The organism is Mesorhizobium sp. NZP2234, from assembly GCF_013170765.1.
GTDB lineage: Bacteria > Pseudomonadota > Alphaproteobacteria > Rhizobiales > Rhizobiaceae > Mesorhizobium > Mesorhizobium loti_D.
Window position 1 is genome coordinate 4778691 of sequence record NZ_CP033364.1, and the last position, 15156, is coordinate 4793846.

General features: G+C 63.8%; 12 protein-coding genes and 1 pseudogene. 2 read left to right on the forward strand and 11 right to left on the reverse strand.

Annotation, left to right across the window (positions count from 1 at the left end):
• Nucleotides 1-25: 25 nt before the first annotated feature.
• The 6 genes and pseudogenes from EB230_RS32730 to EB230_RS23705 all read right to left on the reverse strand — a co-directional run.
• Nucleotides 26-215, reverse strand: a pseudogene (locus tag EB230_RS32730) (restriction endonuclease); the annotation flags it as partial.
• Nucleotides 191-1084, reverse strand: a complete 894-nt coding sequence (locus EB230_RS23685) for a patatin-like phospholipase family protein (RefSeq protein ID WP_172374051.1) — start codon at nt 1082-1084, stop codon at nt 191-193. The pseudogene EB230_RS32730 and the gene EB230_RS23685, both read right to left, overlap by 25 nt.
• The gene (locus tag EB230_RS23690; RefSeq protein WP_056565467.1) at nt 1081-2445 is read right to left on the reverse strand and encodes a pitrilysin family protein; all 1365 of its coding nucleotides are present in this window, start codon (nt 2443-2445) and stop codon (nt 1081-1083) included. Before EB230_RS23690 ends, EB230_RS23685 begins: the two co-directional genes overlap by 4 nt.
• A gap of 110 nt (nt 2446-2555) precedes the next feature.
• A complete protein-coding gene (locus tag EB230_RS23695; protein WP_056562899.1) occupies nt 2556-3908 on the reverse strand; it encodes a pitrilysin family protein in 1353 nt (450 codons plus the stop codon).
• A gap of 128 nt (nt 3909-4036) precedes the next feature.
• The gene (gene rsmD, locus EB230_RS23700) at nt 4037-4591 is read right to left on the reverse strand and encodes a 16S rRNA (guanine(966)-N(2))-methyltransferase RsmD (protein WP_056562902.1); all 555 of its coding nucleotides are present in this window, start codon (nt 4589-4591) and stop codon (nt 4037-4039) included.
• Nucleotides 4588-6549 carry a pseudouridine synthase gene (locus EB230_RS23705; RefSeq protein WP_172374052.1) on the reverse strand — a complete coding sequence of 654 codons (1962 nt, stop codon included), beginning with the start codon at nt 6547-6549 and terminating at the stop codon, nt 4588-4590. Before EB230_RS23705 ends, rsmD begins: the two co-directional genes overlap by 4 nt.
• A 241-nt stretch (nt 6550-6790) precedes the next feature.
• Between EB230_RS23705 and EB230_RS23710 the strand changes: the two genes are divergently transcribed.
• The gene (locus tag EB230_RS23710; protein ID WP_172374053.1) at nt 6791-7240 is read left to right on the forward strand and encodes a nucleoside deaminase; all 450 of its coding nucleotides are present in this window, start codon (nt 6791-6793) and stop codon (nt 7238-7240) included.
• Nucleotides 7241-7274: 34 nt separating this feature from the next.
• Here EB230_RS23710 and EB230_RS23715 read toward each other — a convergent pair whose 3' ends face one another.
• From EB230_RS23715 to EB230_RS23725, 3 genes are all read right to left on the reverse strand, one after another.
• Nucleotides 7275-7952: a hypothetical protein gene (locus tag EB230_RS23715; RefSeq protein WP_081294697.1), complete on the reverse strand. Its 678-nt coding sequence runs from the start codon at nt 7950-7952 to the stop codon at nt 7275-7277.
• A gap of 283 nt (nt 7953-8235) precedes the next feature.
• Nucleotides 8236-11232, reverse strand: a complete 2997-nt coding sequence (gene ileS, locus EB230_RS23720; RefSeq protein WP_056562908.1) for an isoleucine--tRNA ligase — start codon at nt 11230-11232, stop codon at nt 8236-8238.
• 288 nt (nt 11233-11520) lie between these two features.
• Complete coding sequence (locus EB230_RS23725) at nt 11521-12333, reverse strand: MipA/OmpV family protein (RefSeq protein ID WP_172374054.1); 813 nt, start codon at nt 12331-12333, stop codon at nt 11521-11523.
• Nucleotides 12334-12521: 188 nt separating this feature from the next.
• Between EB230_RS23725 and EB230_RS23730 the strand changes: the two genes are divergently transcribed.
• Nucleotides 12522-13076: an HdeD family acid-resistance protein gene (locus tag EB230_RS23730; RefSeq protein WP_056562914.1), complete on the forward strand. Its 555-nt coding sequence runs from the start codon at nt 12522-12524 to the stop codon at nt 13074-13076.
• 76 nt (nt 13077-13152) lie between these two features.
• Here the strand turns inward: EB230_RS23730 and EB230_RS23735 are convergent, their stop codons facing one another.
• Together EB230_RS23735 and EB230_RS23740 are read right to left on the reverse strand one after the other, a co-directional pair.
• The gene (locus EB230_RS23735) at nt 13153-14133 is read right to left on the reverse strand and encodes a bifunctional riboflavin kinase/FAD synthetase (protein ID WP_172374055.1); all 981 of its coding nucleotides are present in this window, start codon (nt 14131-14133) and stop codon (nt 13153-13155) included.
• A 6-nt stretch (nt 14134-14139) separates the two neighbouring features.
• A complete protein-coding gene (locus EB230_RS23740) occupies nt 14140-15000 on the reverse strand; it encodes a TIGR01459 family HAD-type hydrolase (RefSeq protein ID WP_056562917.1) in 861 nt (286 codons plus the stop codon).
• Nucleotides 15001-15156: the final 156 nt, after the last annotated feature.

Consider the following 15156-nt stretch of genomic DNA (forward strand, 5'->3'; position numbering starts at 1 on the left):
GGTTTGGTGCGTCGGCGAAGCATAACTCTTTGAAACAGTTTTCGCGGTGCCATTGCAGGAAATGAGGATGCGGACGTTCTAGCTGTCGGCGAGGCGGAAGCGCGCGCCCAGTCCTGTTTACGAACCCTTGCACGCTTTCAAGGTCATTGACCTGCCGAGATCAAGATTTCCAAACCATCGGAAAGGCTGATCAATCCACGATCGAACATCCAATGCAGGCGCTCGAAGCCCTCACCCAGCCACCTTCCTGCCTTCCGCCCCGCGCCTCCACCACCCTCTCAACCTCGCGCTTTAGCTGATCCTTGATATCAGCCGTCTCGCTCATCAATGCGTCGATCTTCAGGAAATCGAGCACGCGGTATTTTGACACTGCCGGGCGGACCAATATGTCGGGGCGGCATTGTTTCAGCTTGTTGGCGATGATCGACTGCATCATTAGCTGCGTGGCGCCGAACATCAGGTCGACGGAGGTGGGCTGCTTGCGGTCGACCTCTTCGGGCGCGCCGACGACGTCGACGCCGATGATGATGTCGGCGTCGTTCTCGATCAGGTCGAATGGCACGGGATTGTAGATGCCGCCATCGATCAGCAGCCTGCCGTCGCGCATCACCGGGCGGAACACGGCGGGAATGGCTGCCGAAGCGGCCAGGGCGGAATGCAGGTCGCCATCCGCGAACACGGCCAGCTTATGGCCGAAGTAATCGGTCGCCGTCACCTTCAGCGGAATTTTCAGCTCGGCGAAGGTTTCGGGAATGGCCTCGGGCAGAAACGCCTTCAGGATACGCTCGACATTGAACTGGCTGACACGGATGCCGTTCTGCATGGCTTCGGCGATCGTGCCCGGACGAGCGCGCCACATACGGCTCGCCACCTCGGCGCGCCGGCCGAGGATCGAGCGGGCGTAGTCGTGGATATCCTTGCCGGTCATGCCCGCGGCCATGCCGGCACCCATGATGGCACCGATCGACGAACCGGCGATCGCTACCGGCTTGATACCGAGTTCGTCCAGCACCTCGATGACATGGATATGCGCCAGCCCGCGCGCGCCGCCGCCGCCGAAAGCTATGCCGAAAGTCGGGCTCATCCCTTGCCGGCCCCCGCCAGCGGAGGTCCGACCACCATGATGGTCGGCTCGGCCGTCAGCAGCTTTTTCGCAGCCGCCTTGACCTGGTCGAGCGTCACCGCGTTGATGTAACCGGCGCGGCGCTGCATATAGTCGATGCCGAGATCGTCGAGCTGCAATTCAACCAGCGTCGCGGCGATGGAACTCGATGAGTCCAGATTGTTGATGGCATAGGCGCCGATCAGGTATTTCTTGGTCGCCGCGAGTTCCGCCTCGGTCGGACCGTTCTCGGCCAGTTGCTTGACGACATCGCGCACGATGCCGAGCGTCTCGGCCGCGCGGTCAGAGCGCGTTCCGGTGGTGACAATCAGCGCGTTGGCATGATCCTGGTTGACCAGCGAGGAGTTGACGCCATAGGCCAGCCCGCGCTTTTCGCGCACCTCCTGGAACAGGCGCGACGTGAAGGTGCCGCCGCCGAGGATCTCGTTCATCAGCACCGCCGGGAAGAAATCCGCCGACTTGCGCTTCACGCCGGGCCAGGCGAGTTGCAGCGAGGTCTGCGGCAAGTCGTAATTGACTTCCAGATGCTGCGCCAATTTGGGCTCGATATCGGCGACAGGCGCGAGCGCCTGGTTCTGTGGCAGGTCGCCGAACACCATGTCGAGCTTCTTCTTCAGCGTTTCGGCGTCGATGGCGCCGACGACGGCGATATGAAGGCCGCTGCGGGCGAACACCGCCTTGTGCAGGGTCTTCAGATCATCCTGAGTGATGGCCGCTATGCTCTTCCTGGTACCCTGGTCCGAGCGCGAATAGGGGTGGTCGCCATAGACGGCACGCGCCCATTTGTTCTGCGCCACCGTGTCGGGGTCGTTCTCGTTGGCGATGATGCCGGACAGGATCTGGGCGCGGATGCGATCGATCGGCACCTGGTCGAAGCGCGGCTCGTTGACCGCCAGCCGCAGCAGGTCGAACGCCTCGTCGCGCTGCTCGGCCAGCATGCGCATCGAACCATAGATGCCGTCGCGGCTCTCGTCGAAGCTCATCTCGGCTCCGGCATCGTCGAGCTTGATCTGGAAGGCTTCCGAATCGAGCGGGCCGGCACCCTCGTCGAACAGGCCAGTCATCAGATTGGCCAGACCTTCCTTGCCCGGCGGGTCCTGTGTCGAGCCGCCACCGAAGACCAGGCGGACGGCAACGATCGGTACCGAATAATCCTCCACCAGCCAGGCCGTGACACCCTTCGACGAGGTGACGGACTGGATTTCCATGGCGCGGGCCGCAAGCGCCGGCGGGACCAGGAAGAGGATGGTGAGGAGCAGAGTAACCAGCGGAACGCCGATATGCCTTGGCGACGATGTAGCAAGGTCGGCGCCGCCCCTCATCTGCCTGCCGGCATCCTCTCCCGGCAAACGGTCGGACGGACGCTCCAAGCGACGATTTCGCCAATCACCGGCTTTTGCGGTGCCAACGTCCATGAGGATCGAGTTCATCATCAATTCCCCGCCTGTTGCTGCGGCAAGAGATAGCCTGACGTCGAGCGAGCCAGCACCAGGTAGCGTGCGGCGACGGCCTTGACCTCGTCGGCCGTGACCTTTCGGATACGGTCCGGCCATTGCTGGACATCCTGCACATTGCCGCCGGTGGCGAGCGTCGAGCCATACATTTCGGCCATGGAGTCCTGTTTGTCGCGGGTAAAGACCATCGACCTGATATAGCGGTCCTTGGCCTTTTCAAGCTCATCGGGTGTGACGCCGTCGCTGGCGATGCGCGCCACCTCGGCATCGACCGCGGCCTCGACGTCGGCCAGCTTGGCGTCGCCGCGCGGCGCGCCAAAGACGGTGAAATTGGTGTCGTCGAGCATGGTGCCCTGGAAATACGCACCAGCATTGGACGCGATGCCCTGCTTGACCACAAGCGCCTGGTAGAGCCGGCTGCGGTTGCCGCCGCCGAGGATTTCGGCAAGCAGGTCAAGCGCCTCGGCCTCCCCCGGCTTGGCGGTGTGGTAGGATGGCACCACCCATTGCGTCGAGAAGCTCGGCACGCTGACGCGGGCGTCGGAGAGCGTGACGGTGCGCTTGGTGTTCTGCTCCGGCTCGACCGGGCGGACGCGCGGCGGCAGGTCCGGGCCGCGCGCCACCTTGCCATAGGTCTTCTCGGCCAGCGCCTTCACCGTCTCCGGTTCGACATCGCCGGCCACGATCAGCACGGCATTGTTTGGCCGGTAGTACTTGTCATAAAAGGCGGTGGCGTCGGTTCGGTTCAGCTGTTCCATCTCCTGCATCCAGCCGATGACCGGAATGCGATAGGGCTGGTTCTGCCACAGCGTGGCATCGACTTCCTCGTCGAGCACCGCCTGCGGATTGTTGTCGATGCGCGAACGGCGCTCCTCGAGGATGACATCGCGCTCGGTCTTGATGACATCATCCGTGAGGATGAGGTTGCGCATCCGGTCCGCCTCGAAGCCCATCATCTGCTCGAGCGCCGATGGCGCCACCGTCTCGTGGAAAGCGGTGTAGTCGTAGGAGGTGAAGGCGTTGTTGGAGCCGCCAATGTCGGAGACGGCGCGGTCGAACTCGCCGGCCGCGTGATTTGTCGTCGCCTTGAACATCAGATGTTCGAAGAAATGGGCGATACCGGATTTCCCCGGCGGCTCGTCGGCGCTGCCGATCTTGTACCACACCATATGAGTGACGATCGGCGCGCGATGGTCGGGAATGACGACCACTTCCATGCCGTTGTCGAGCAGGAAGTCGGTGACCGTGCCATCATCGGCTGCAAGGGCGGGGCTGATCAGCGCCAGAGCGGTCGTCAGCAGCATTGCGCGCAGCCATTCAGGACGTTTCATCGATGGCTCCGGTTGTCATGACGGGACGATAGGCGGGGTTGCCAGCCGAGGCAAAGCGAATTTGTTCGTCATTTTGAAGGCGCTCGGCCTACCGTTTGACTTCGGAAGGGATCGCGAACGCGGGCGTATCATTCAGCCTCGATGAAACGGATCACGGTTTCACCGTAATTGCGCTCATCCAGCACGGAAAAGCCCGGGCCTGGTTCGAAGGGAACCGCCGCCGTCTCCTCGACCACGCACAGCGCGCCGGGGCGCAGCCAGCCGCCGGCTTTCGCCGACCGCAAGGCAAGCTCGCCAAGGCCCTTGCCGTAGGGCGGGTCGGCGAAGACGAGGCCAAACGGCGCCAGCGTGCCCGCCTCGCCAAGACCTGTCGCATCGCGACGAAAAATCTTGGTGCGGCCAGTCAGGCCGAAGGCCTCGACATTGTCGCGGATCAGGCCACGGCCTTCGGCCGATTCCTCGATGAAGACACCATAGGATGCCCCGCGCGACAACGCCTCCAGACCGAGCGCACCGGTTCCGGCGAACAGGTCGAGCACACGCGCGCCGTCCAATTGTTCGGCAAAACGATGCGCCAGCACGTTGAAGACGGCCTCGCGGGTGCGGTCGGTCGTCGGGCGGATGGCGCTGCTGCGAGGCGTCGCCAGCGGACGCCCACGAAACTCACCGCCGACGATTCTCATCGTGTCCGGGGACCCTTGGGGCCGCCGCGCGGCCGCTCACCGCCGCCGGCGCCGCCAGGACGCTCGCCGCGCGGCTTGCCGAACGGCTTGGCGCCTGCCGGTTTTCCGCCGGGTTTGCCATAGGACGGTTTGAACGACGCCTTGCGCGCCTTGGCGTCGGCCGCCTTGGCGGCATCGGCTTCCGCCCTGCCCTTGCCGATCGGCCGGGCACCAGGCGCCATCCAGACATTGGCCTTGCGCTGGCCGGGCGGCTCGATCGGCCGCTGCTCGCGTTCGGATTTCTTGCCGCCACGAGGTTTGTCGCCGAAGCCACCGCGCGGCTTGTCGCCAAAACTGCCGCGTGGCTTGTCACCAAAGCCACCACGCTCTGGCCTCGGACCGCGCTCGCCAAAGCTCTTTTCCGGCCTCTCGCTTCTGTCGGGGCTTGTCGACAGTTTGCCGAGCGCCTCGTCGCGGCTGCCTTCCCGGCGCTTGCGGTTCTTGATCAGCCCGCCCTCGCCGATCGGCCGGCGCTCGCCATCACGCGTGAATTTCGGCCGTTCGGGTTCCGGCTCGCGAACCTCAGTGCGCCGCACCGGCTTGTTGGAGAAGGGCTTTGTTATCTCGGCATCGAAATTGGCGCCGGATTCCTCCACCAGGCGTTCGCCAAGCTGGTCGCGCAACACGCGGCCCTTGATCTCCAGCACATGGCCTTCGGGAAGGTCCTCGAGCTGGAACGGGCCGTAGGAGATGCGGATCAGCCGCGTCACGTCGAGGCCGAGCGCGCCGAGGATGTTCTTCACTTCCCGGTTCTTGCCTTCGCGCAGGCCGATCGTCAGCCAGGCATTTGAGCCCTGCTCGCGGTCGAGGCTGGCTTCGATGGCGCCATAGAACACGCCGTCGACGGCAATGCCTTCGCGCAGCCCGGCAAGCGCGCTTTCCTCGACCTTGCCGTGGACGCGCACGCGGTAGCGGCGCAGCCAGCCGGTGGCCGGCAGTTCGAGCACGCGCGACAGGCCACCATCGTTGGTGAGCAGCAGCAGGCCTTCGGTGTTGATGTCGAGCCGGCCAATGGTCATCAGCCGTGGCAATTCGGCCGGCAGCACGTCGAAGACGGTCTTGCGGCCCTCGGGATCGCGGTTGGTGGTGACGACGCCAGCCGGCTTGTGAAAAAGGAACAGGCGTGTGCGTTCGATCGGCGGGATTTCCATGCCGTCGAGATGAATGATGTCGCCTGGCATGACATTGAACGCCGGCGATGTCAGCGCCCGGCCATTGACCTTGACGCGGCCGGCGGCGATCAGCTCCTCGGCATCGCGGCGCGAGGCAAGCCCGGCGCGCGCCAGCCGCTTGGCGATGCGTTCGCCGGCCTCTTCCGTGGCTTCGGCGGACCGTTGTCGCGGCTTGAAGCCACCTGATGCCCCTTGCGGCCGATCACCGAAGTCGCGCTTGGGACGATCGCTGAAGTCGCGCTTCGGACGGTCGCCGAAATCACGCTTGGGGCGATCGAAACGCTTTTCGCCGCCCTCTGCTGAAGCGGCAACAGGACGGTCGCCACGCGGCGCGTAGGGTTTGCGTGGCCCTTCACGTTTTTCATACGGCTTGCGTTCGCCATCGGCCGCCGTCGGACGGTCGCCGCGTGGCGCATAAGGCTTGCGCGGTCCTTCACGCTTCTCATACGGCTTGCGCTCGCCTTCAGCCGCCATTGGCCGGTCGCCGCGCGGCGCGTAGGGCTTGCGTGGCCCTTCGCGCTTCTCATACGGCTTGCCCGCAGGGCGCGGCCCCTTGCTGAATGGCTTGTCGCCGCCCTTGAAGTCGCGCTTCGGGCGCTCGCCCTCGGTGGCCATCGGACGATCGCCGCGCGGCGCGTAGGGTTTCTTGGCGCCGAAGGATGGCTTGCCGCCCCTGTCGCCTCGCGGAGCCGCGGGTTTCTTGCCCGGACCTTTTTGGCGCGGAGATTTCTTGTCGTTGTCGTCCATGTGGCCTTCGTCCGTTTGCGCTGCTACATCGTGGCGCATCCTTTCGGGCGCGCAACGAACGCTGTAGCACTTTGATTTGGCGCATGATCTTTTCTGAAAATCGAGTCCGATTTTCAGGCTGATGCGCTCAATAACAGGATCATCAGAGTTTGTCAGGGAAAAGTGGAGGCCGGTATTTCCGGCAAGGCGAACGAAAATCAAAAGCTTGGCGTGGCGAGGAGATAATCGGAATGGAAACCGCGTGAAGCGGCCGGATTTCATGGCGGCGGCGCTGAAGGAGGCCGAAGCGGCAGCCTTGCGCGGCGAAGTGCCGGTCGGCGCCGTCATCGCCACGGGCAACACAATCGTGGCCAGTGCCGGCAACCGTACCCGCGAGCTGGCGGACCCGACGGCGCATGCCGAGATGCTGGTCATCCGCGAAGCGTGTGGGAAACTCTCAAGCGAGCGGCTTACCGGCCACGATCTCTATGTGACGCTGGAACCTTGCGCCATGTGCGCCGGCGCCATTTCCTTCGCCAGGCTGCGCCGTCTCTATTTCGGCGCCGAGGACGAAAAGGGCGGTGCTGTCGTCAACGGCGTGCGCTTCTTCGCCTCCCCGACGTGTCACCACACGCCCGACATCTATCCGGGTATGGCAGAGACCGAAGCGGCCCTGCTGCTCAAGGAATTTTTCAGGGAACGCCGCGACTGATGCCATGCCACCGAAAAGGCAGCGCGGGCCGTTCTTAGAGCGACGGCAGCCAATCGAACCAGCCGCCCTTCTTGCCTTCCGCCTGTTTCTTCAAACGGCGTTCCTTCTTGTATTCGTCCTCGCCGAGTTCGTTCTGTGGCGCGGTGTCCGATGCGACACGGTAGGCCAAGGGCGGCTCGCTCAAATACTTGCGCGTGTTCGGATCGCCCTGCTTGCTCACGGCGAGACGGCGCTGGATTTCAGCGGCGCGACCCTTGTCGGAGTCAGCGGGCGACCAAGCCGGCGGGTGGCTGGAACCAGACTCTGCCATAGCCTTTTTAACCGAAGCCGGATCCGTCTGCACGTCGTCAACGATCTCGGCCTGGTAGTTCGGATCATTCTGGTGGGCGGTGGCGTCGGCGCGCAAGCGCGCACGGCGCTGCTCGGGCGATTCGGGCCATTCGGCGCTTGCCGTCTCGATGCTGTCCTGCGGTGCAGGCAGGGCTTCCTTCTGTCCGGGAGCGGGCTTTACCAGGGTGGGGCGCGGCTTGTAGTCGATCGGATCCCTGCGCTTCGGCGCGAAGGAAACGGCGCCGGTGAGATCGCCGGCGAGCTGTTCGGCGGCAGTCTTGTCGGTGCCGTAGGTCGGAGAGCCCATGCAGCCGGACAAAGCGAGGCCCGATGCGACAAGCGGCGCCAGCAGCGCGAGGCGCGCATTATATCTCTCGGTCATGCCAAAAAGTCCCACTCTAGACAGCCTCTCGATCGCCACCGGTCTTGATGTCCGGCCCCCATCGTCCAAGCACTTGCGACGGAAATCCGGCGACAATTTGTCTTCCGGAGTTTCGCGTGTTTACCTCAACCGCTCGTTAAGGGCAACGCACGGGCGGATCCGCGCCGCCCGGCGTGGCATTTGTGCACCGATATGCCGCGCATTCCGGCTACGCCTGCCGTGATCCCAAAACCGCGGCACGCCCTCGGGCCAGGCCCGAGGGCGTGGTTTCGGGCGACATGCGTCAAAGCCGGCCGAGCGCCTGCAGTTCATGCAGCACGGCAGCGTCGCGCGCCGAGACATCGGGAAATGCAGGATCCTGGCCGACATCGGCCGTGTAGCGCCAGGAACGCGCGCATTTGACCAGACCGCGATCCTCGGCCTTCTCGACCACCACGGCGACGCCCTTGACGTCGTCGAGCGTGAAGGCACCTTCCGGCGCCTGGCCATGGGCAATGACGAGATCGCTGGTGATCGCCATCTCTGCCATGTCGACGTCCGAAATGGCCGCCTCAAGCGCCGCGTCGTTGATCGTGACCACCGGCACTGCCTCGAGCGAGGAGCCGATCACCTTCTGCGCCCGCGCGATCTCCAGCGCGCCGGTGACGACACGGCGGACCTGCCGCACCTTGCGCCATTTTTCCGCCAGCGCGTCATTCTTCCAATCCGCCGGGATTTCCGGGAACTGGTCGAGATGCAACGAAACGGCATCGGGATGCCGGTCGAGCCAGGCCTCTTCCATGGTGAAGGGCAGCATAGGCGCCAGCCATTTCACCAGGCAGTCGAAGAGATGGCGCACCACCTGCACCGAGGCCTTGCGCTTCACGCTCGACGGCGCGTCGCAGTAGAGCGCGTCCTTGCGGATGTCGAAATAGAAGGCCGACAGTTCGACCACCATGAAATCGAGCAATGCGCGGGTGATGCGCTTGAATTCAAAGGCGTCGTAGCCTTGGCGCACCACCTCGTCCAGCTCGGCCAGCCGATGCAGCATCAGCCGTTCGAGTTCTGGCATTTCAACCAGCGGCACCGTCTCGCCATCGTCATGGGCGAGCGTGCCCAGCATCCAGCGAATGGTGTTGCGCAGTTTGCGGTAGGCGTCGATGTTGGTCTGCAGCACGTTCTTGCCGAGCCGCTGGTCTTCCCAATAATCCGTCGTCACCACCCACAGGCGCAGAATGTCGGCGCCGGATTGCTTGATCACGTCCTGCGGCACCACGGTGTTGCCGAGCGATTTCGACATCTTGCGTCCGTCCTCGTCCATGGTGAAGCCATGGGTGACGACGGTGTCGTAAGGCGCCCTGCCCCTGGTGCCGCAGCTTTCGAGCAGCGAGGAGTGGAACCAGCCGCGATGCTGGTCGGAACCTTCGAGATAGACGTCGGCCGGCCACTTCAGGTCGGGACGATCCTCGAGCGTGAAGACGTGCGTCGAGCCCGAATCGAACCAGACGTCGAGGATGTCCATCACCTGCTTCCAACGGGAGGCGTCGTGGTTGCCGAGGAAGCGTTCCTTGGCGCCGGCGGCGAACCAAGCGTCGGCGCCTTCCTTCTCGAAGGCATCCATGATGCGCTGGTTGACCGCCTCGTCCTTCAGGACGTTGCCGTCCTCATCGGCGAATACGGCGATCGGCACACCCCAGGCGCGCTGGCGCGACAGCACCCAGTCGGGGCGCTCCTCGATCATGGCACGGATGCGATTCTGGCCGGCAGCCGGCACGAAGCGGGTGTCGTCGATGGCCTTCAACGCGCGGCTGCGCAGCGTCGTGCCGTCGCCGAGGTCCTTGTCCATGTAGACGAACCATTGCGGCGTGTTGCGGAAGATGACCGGCTTCTTCGACCGCCAGGAATGCGGATAGGAATGCTTCAGGCGGCCGCGCGCGAACAAGGCGTTGCGCTTGATCAGCTCGTCGATGACCGCCTGGTTGGCGTTGCCCTTCTTGCCATTGTCGTCGATGACGCGTGCCGGCCCACCTTCGCGGTCCGGGCCGAAGCCCGGCGCGTCCTTGGTAAGGAAGCCGGCGTCGTCGACGGTAAACGGGATCGCGGTATCGATGCCGCGCGCACGCAGTCCGGGCGCCGCGTCCATCCAGGCGTCGAAATCCTCGCGACCGTGGCCGGGTGCCGTGTGGACGAAACCGGTGCCGGCATCATCGGTGACATGGTCCCCGGCAAGCATCGGCACGGGGAACTCGTAGCCGCCGCCGAGGCCCTTGAAGGGGTGCGAAAGCACAAGATTTCCAAGCTGTTCGGTGCCGATGCCGTGAAGGCGCTTCAAGGTTACCTTGGCCTTGGCCTGGCTTTCCTCGGCCAGGGCGTCGGCAAAGATCAGCTTCTCACCCGGTTGCGGACCGAACGCATTCTCGGCTGCTGTCACCTCGTAGAGCCCGTAGGCGACGCGCGGCGAATAGTTGACGGCGCGATTGCCCGGGATGGTCCAAGGCGTCGTCGTCCAGATCACGACATGGGCATCCAGCAAATCCAGCGACCGCCCGCTCAGATCCGGATTGAGTTCCGCCGGCTGCCCGTCCACGACACTGGCAACGACGAGATTGGCGACGGGGAACTTCACCCAGATCGTGTCGGACTCGTAGTCCTGGTATTCGATCTCGGCCTCGGCCAATGCGGTGCGCTCGACGACGCTCCACATCACCGGCTTCGAGCCGCGATAGAGCTGGCCCGACATGGCGAATTTCAACAACTCGCCGGCGATGCGCGACTCGGCATGGAAGGCCATCGTCGTATAGGGGTTCTTGAAGTCGCCGACGACGCCGAGCCGCTGGAACTCTCCACCCTGCACAGAGATCCAGTGCGCGGCGAATTCGCGGCATTCCTGGCGGAATTCGTTGACCGGCACCTCGTCCTTGTTCTTGCCCTTGGCGCGGTACTGCTCCTCGATCTTCCACTCGATGGGAAGGCCGTGGCAGTCCCAGCCGGGAACGTAGTTCGAGTCATAGCCGCGCATCTGGAACGAGCGGGTGATGACGTCCTTGAGGATCTTGTTCAGCGCATGGCCGATATGGATGTTGCCGTTTGCGTAGGGCGGGCCGTCATGCAGTACGTATTTCGTGCGGCCGGCGGCACTCTCACGCAGCTTGGCGTAGAGGTCCATGTCCTGCCAGCGCTTGACCAGCACCGGCTCCTTCTCGGGCAAGCCGGCGCGCATCGGGAAATCCGTCTGCGGCAGATAAAGCGTCTTGGAATAGTCGATCGTCTCGGCCTTGTCGGCGGTAGGGGTATCGGTCATTGATCTGCCATCTCAATTGCCCGGCGGCGGGAAAGCCCCGGGGCTTGAAGTCTTGGTTGATGCACATCCGTTTCCCAAAACCGGACCCACTTTTGGGCGATATGCGTCGATGTTCTGGAAAAAACGCGAGGGTGCGCGCAAAAGTCCCGGCGGCTCCGGCGGCGCTCAGGCCGCCCGGAACACCGGGCCGGTAATTCGTATCGTCAGCACACGAAGGCGCGAAAAGCTCGTCATTGGTGGGCTTTTAGCGGAGATAGGCGCAGGAATAAAGCGTCTCGTTCAATTCGCCTACATCTTGAAGTCGAAGCGATAGGTGGTCGACACACCGACCATGAACTGGTTGCGGTCGCCGCGCTCCCTGACCAGGCTGGAATCGGCCGCCGGACCTTCCAGGCGCGAATATTCGCCGAACAGGCTGGCGGTCATCGGATCGGTCACCTTCCAGGTCACCGCACCGCCGAGGCCGACGGATTTCAGGCCGCCACTAGGATTATACTGGCTCAGGCCCGAGGCCACGGCTTCCTGCGCGTTGACGCCATAATAGGCGTCGAAATACTTGGCCGAGGCAAAGGACACGCGCGGGCCACCCGAAATCCTGACGGTTGGCGTCACATCGTAGAAGGCGTCGGCGGCGATATCGGCGACAAAGCCATTATGGGCACGGATGCCGTGCCGCAATTCGGCGCGCGCGCGCATCCAGTCCGTCGGATAGAATTCGAAAAAGCCACCGACTTCACCACCCCAACGGACCGGATCGAGGCCCTTGAGTTCGTCGGCATCGCCGTCGTCGCGCGAAAACAGGAACTTGCCGGTCAAACCGGCGCGAACGCCGCCATCGTCGACGAGCGCCAGCGAAATGTTGTCGTTGCGCGAGGTGAAGCGTGCCTGGGGACCGGCCTTGCCCAATGAGATGATGGGCTGGGCGCTAAGCATGTATTTCTTGCCGCCCTCGAAATTCGGCGCAACCATGCCAGTGGCGCCAACCGTCAGATACCAGTCGCCGGACAGCCAGCCCAAAGCGCCGTCGCCGGCCTCGGCCGCGCCCGACGTGGCCAGCATGACGGTAGCCAAGGCTGCAGAAATCTTTCCGAACGGACTCATGGCTACTCCACTAACACGATACAACTGTCCTTCTGAGACAGCTTTGACGAGGCTTTGGTAAAATTTGATTTAAAGCAGAGACATAAGCCTCGCATTGCTTGCATCCTCCTATCCGCCCTCGGCTGGACGCGGATCGGCCCCAGGGGTAACTTCGTTTTATTCTGGCAGTCCTCAAGGGAGGTGGCGACATGACACTGCACGGCGATACACTGAAGAACGCGATCGGCCAGACGCGAGCAAAGTGGGGATGGTTTGTCGGTCTGGGCGTATTGCTGCTGATCCTCGGCGGCATTGCCTTCGGCAATTTGTTCATCGCCACGGTGGCTTCCGTCTACGTCGTCGGCTGGCTGATGCTGGTGGCCGGCATCATCGAGATCATGCATGCTTTCGGGGTCAAGACCTGGGGGCGCTTCTTCTACTGGCTGCTGAGCGGCCTGCTATACGCGGTCGCCGGGTTTTTCGCTTTCGACAACCCGCTGCTTGCCTCGGCGGTGCTGACCTTCCTGCTGGCCGTCGCGCTCGTCGCGTCCGGCGCGCTGCGGGCCTGGGTCGGCTACAGTCACCGTCCGGAACAAGGCTGGGGCTGGATCGTCGCGGCAGGCGCCATCAGCGTGCTTGCCGGCCTGATCATCGCCATGGGTTGGCCGGTCAACAGCGTGTGGGTGCTCGGACTGTTCCTGGCGATCGACCTGATCTTCCAGGGCTGGACCTTCATCGCCGTCGGCCTGGCGCTGAAAAAGTAAAGCAGAGCCTACCCCCGCACGGTCTCGTGCGAAAACCGATCCGACGGGGCGGATATCCGGTTCGGGATAGCGCTTTTCAAAAAGCGATGGCGGCGTCGAGTTGTGAAAGCGGCTTGACGCCGGCAAGCAGCGCCCTCGCCTCGGCTTCGTCCCTCTTCATCTGCACGACCAGCGCGTCGAGCCCGTCGAATTTGATCTCGCTGCGCAGGAAGCCGAAGAACGAGACCTCGCAGGTCTCGCCATAGAGATCGCCGAAAAAATCGAAGACGAAGGTCTCCAGAAGCGGTGCGCCATTGTCGTCGACGGTCGGGCGGCGGCCGAAGCTGGCGACGCCATCGTGCAACGTGCCGTCGGCGCGCCGAAAGCGGACGGCGTAGATCCCTTCCCTGAGGGTGGCTTCCGCGGGAAGCCGCATATTCGCGGTCGGAAAGCCGAGCGTTCGGCCGAGCTGCTGGCCACCGACCACCTCGCTTTCGACCGTGAAGCGGTAGCCGAGCAGACCGGCGGCCTCGGCCACCTCGCCATCGCAGAGCAAGCCCCGGATCCGGCTTGACGAGACCACCTCGGCGCCCTCGTCGCGAAAAGCGTCGACGAGCGTGACGCCAAAGCCATGGCGTTCGCCGGCTGCCATCAGATAGGCCGGTCCGCCCTGGCGGTCCTTGCCGAAATGGAAATCGAAACCGGTCACGGCATGGGTGATGCCGAGCGTCCTCTCCAGCACCTCGGTGACGAAAGCTTCCGCCGACAGCGAGGCGAAGTCGCGCGTGAACGGCTGCTCGACGAGCGCGGCAAAGCCGAGCAACGACAGAAGGCGCGCCTTCATCGGCGGCGGGGTCAGCACAAACAACGGTATGTCGGGCCTGAAGACCTTGCGCGGGTGCGGCTCGAAGGTCAGCACCAGGGCCGGCACGTCACGCCGCGCAGCCTCGGCCAACGCCCGCTCGAGCACCGCCTGATGGCCACGGTGGACACCATCGAAATTGCCGATCGCGACAACGCCGCCCCGCAGATCGGCGGGCAGCGGCGCGGCTGCCGAGAGATGCTGGAAGGCCACCATTGTCACCTACTGCAGTCTGGCTATGACGGCCACCGGACGATAGCCGTGCCGTTCCAGGAAGAGTCCGAGCTTTGCCGGATCCGGCCGGGCTGCATCGCCATAGTCGCGGGCATGGATGCCGCCGGAGACATAAAGAACATCAAAACCATTGTCGGCCGCGCCCTTCACATCGGTCATCATCCCGTCGCCGATGGCCAGCACCTGCGAACGCTCAACCGGCCGCCCAAGCACCTCCGCCACTTCTTTCATCGCGACGTCGTAGATCGGCGTGTAAGGCTTTCCAGCGATCAGCGTGCGGCCGCCGAGCTGGGCATAGTCGCGCGCCAGGGCACCCGCACACCAGATGATCCGTTCGCCGCGCTCCACCATGATATCGGGATTGGCGCAGATGAACGGCAGGTTCCTGGCACGCAATCGGCGCAAAAGGTCCGTATAATCCTCAGGCTTCTCGACCTCGTCGTTGAACAACCCGGTGCAAACTACACCGGCGGCCTCGAATTCCTCGACGAGCTCGACATCGAGGCCGTCATAAAGGGTCAGGTCGCGTTCGGCGCCGATGTGGAAGATCTTGCGCGGGCCCTCCGCGATCAGGTCGCGGGTCACATCGCCCGAGGTCACCACACGGTCGTAGGCCGATGGCGGAACGCCGATCACGCTCATCTGAGCCACGACATCGGCGCTGCGGCGAGGCGAATTGGTGATAAGGACAACCGGTATACCGGCTGTCCTCGCCTCGGCAAGCGCCGCCGCGGCCGCCGGAAAATGCCATTCGCCATTGTGCACCACGCCCCAGACATCGCAAAGAATTGCCGAATAGGCTTTCGAGACGTCTTCGAGCGAGCCGACGATTTCAGGCGAATTCGCCATGCCGTTTCCTTCAGTATAAGCGTTGCGAGTGCCGCGGCCGACGGGTCGCCGCAGCGGGTTTCGAATTATCCGAACCGCTCCATGCTGTCACCAGCTTTCGCCTGGCAGCCTCGTCAATTGATCAATGAGAGTTGGCTGGACGACCATGAGCGCTCT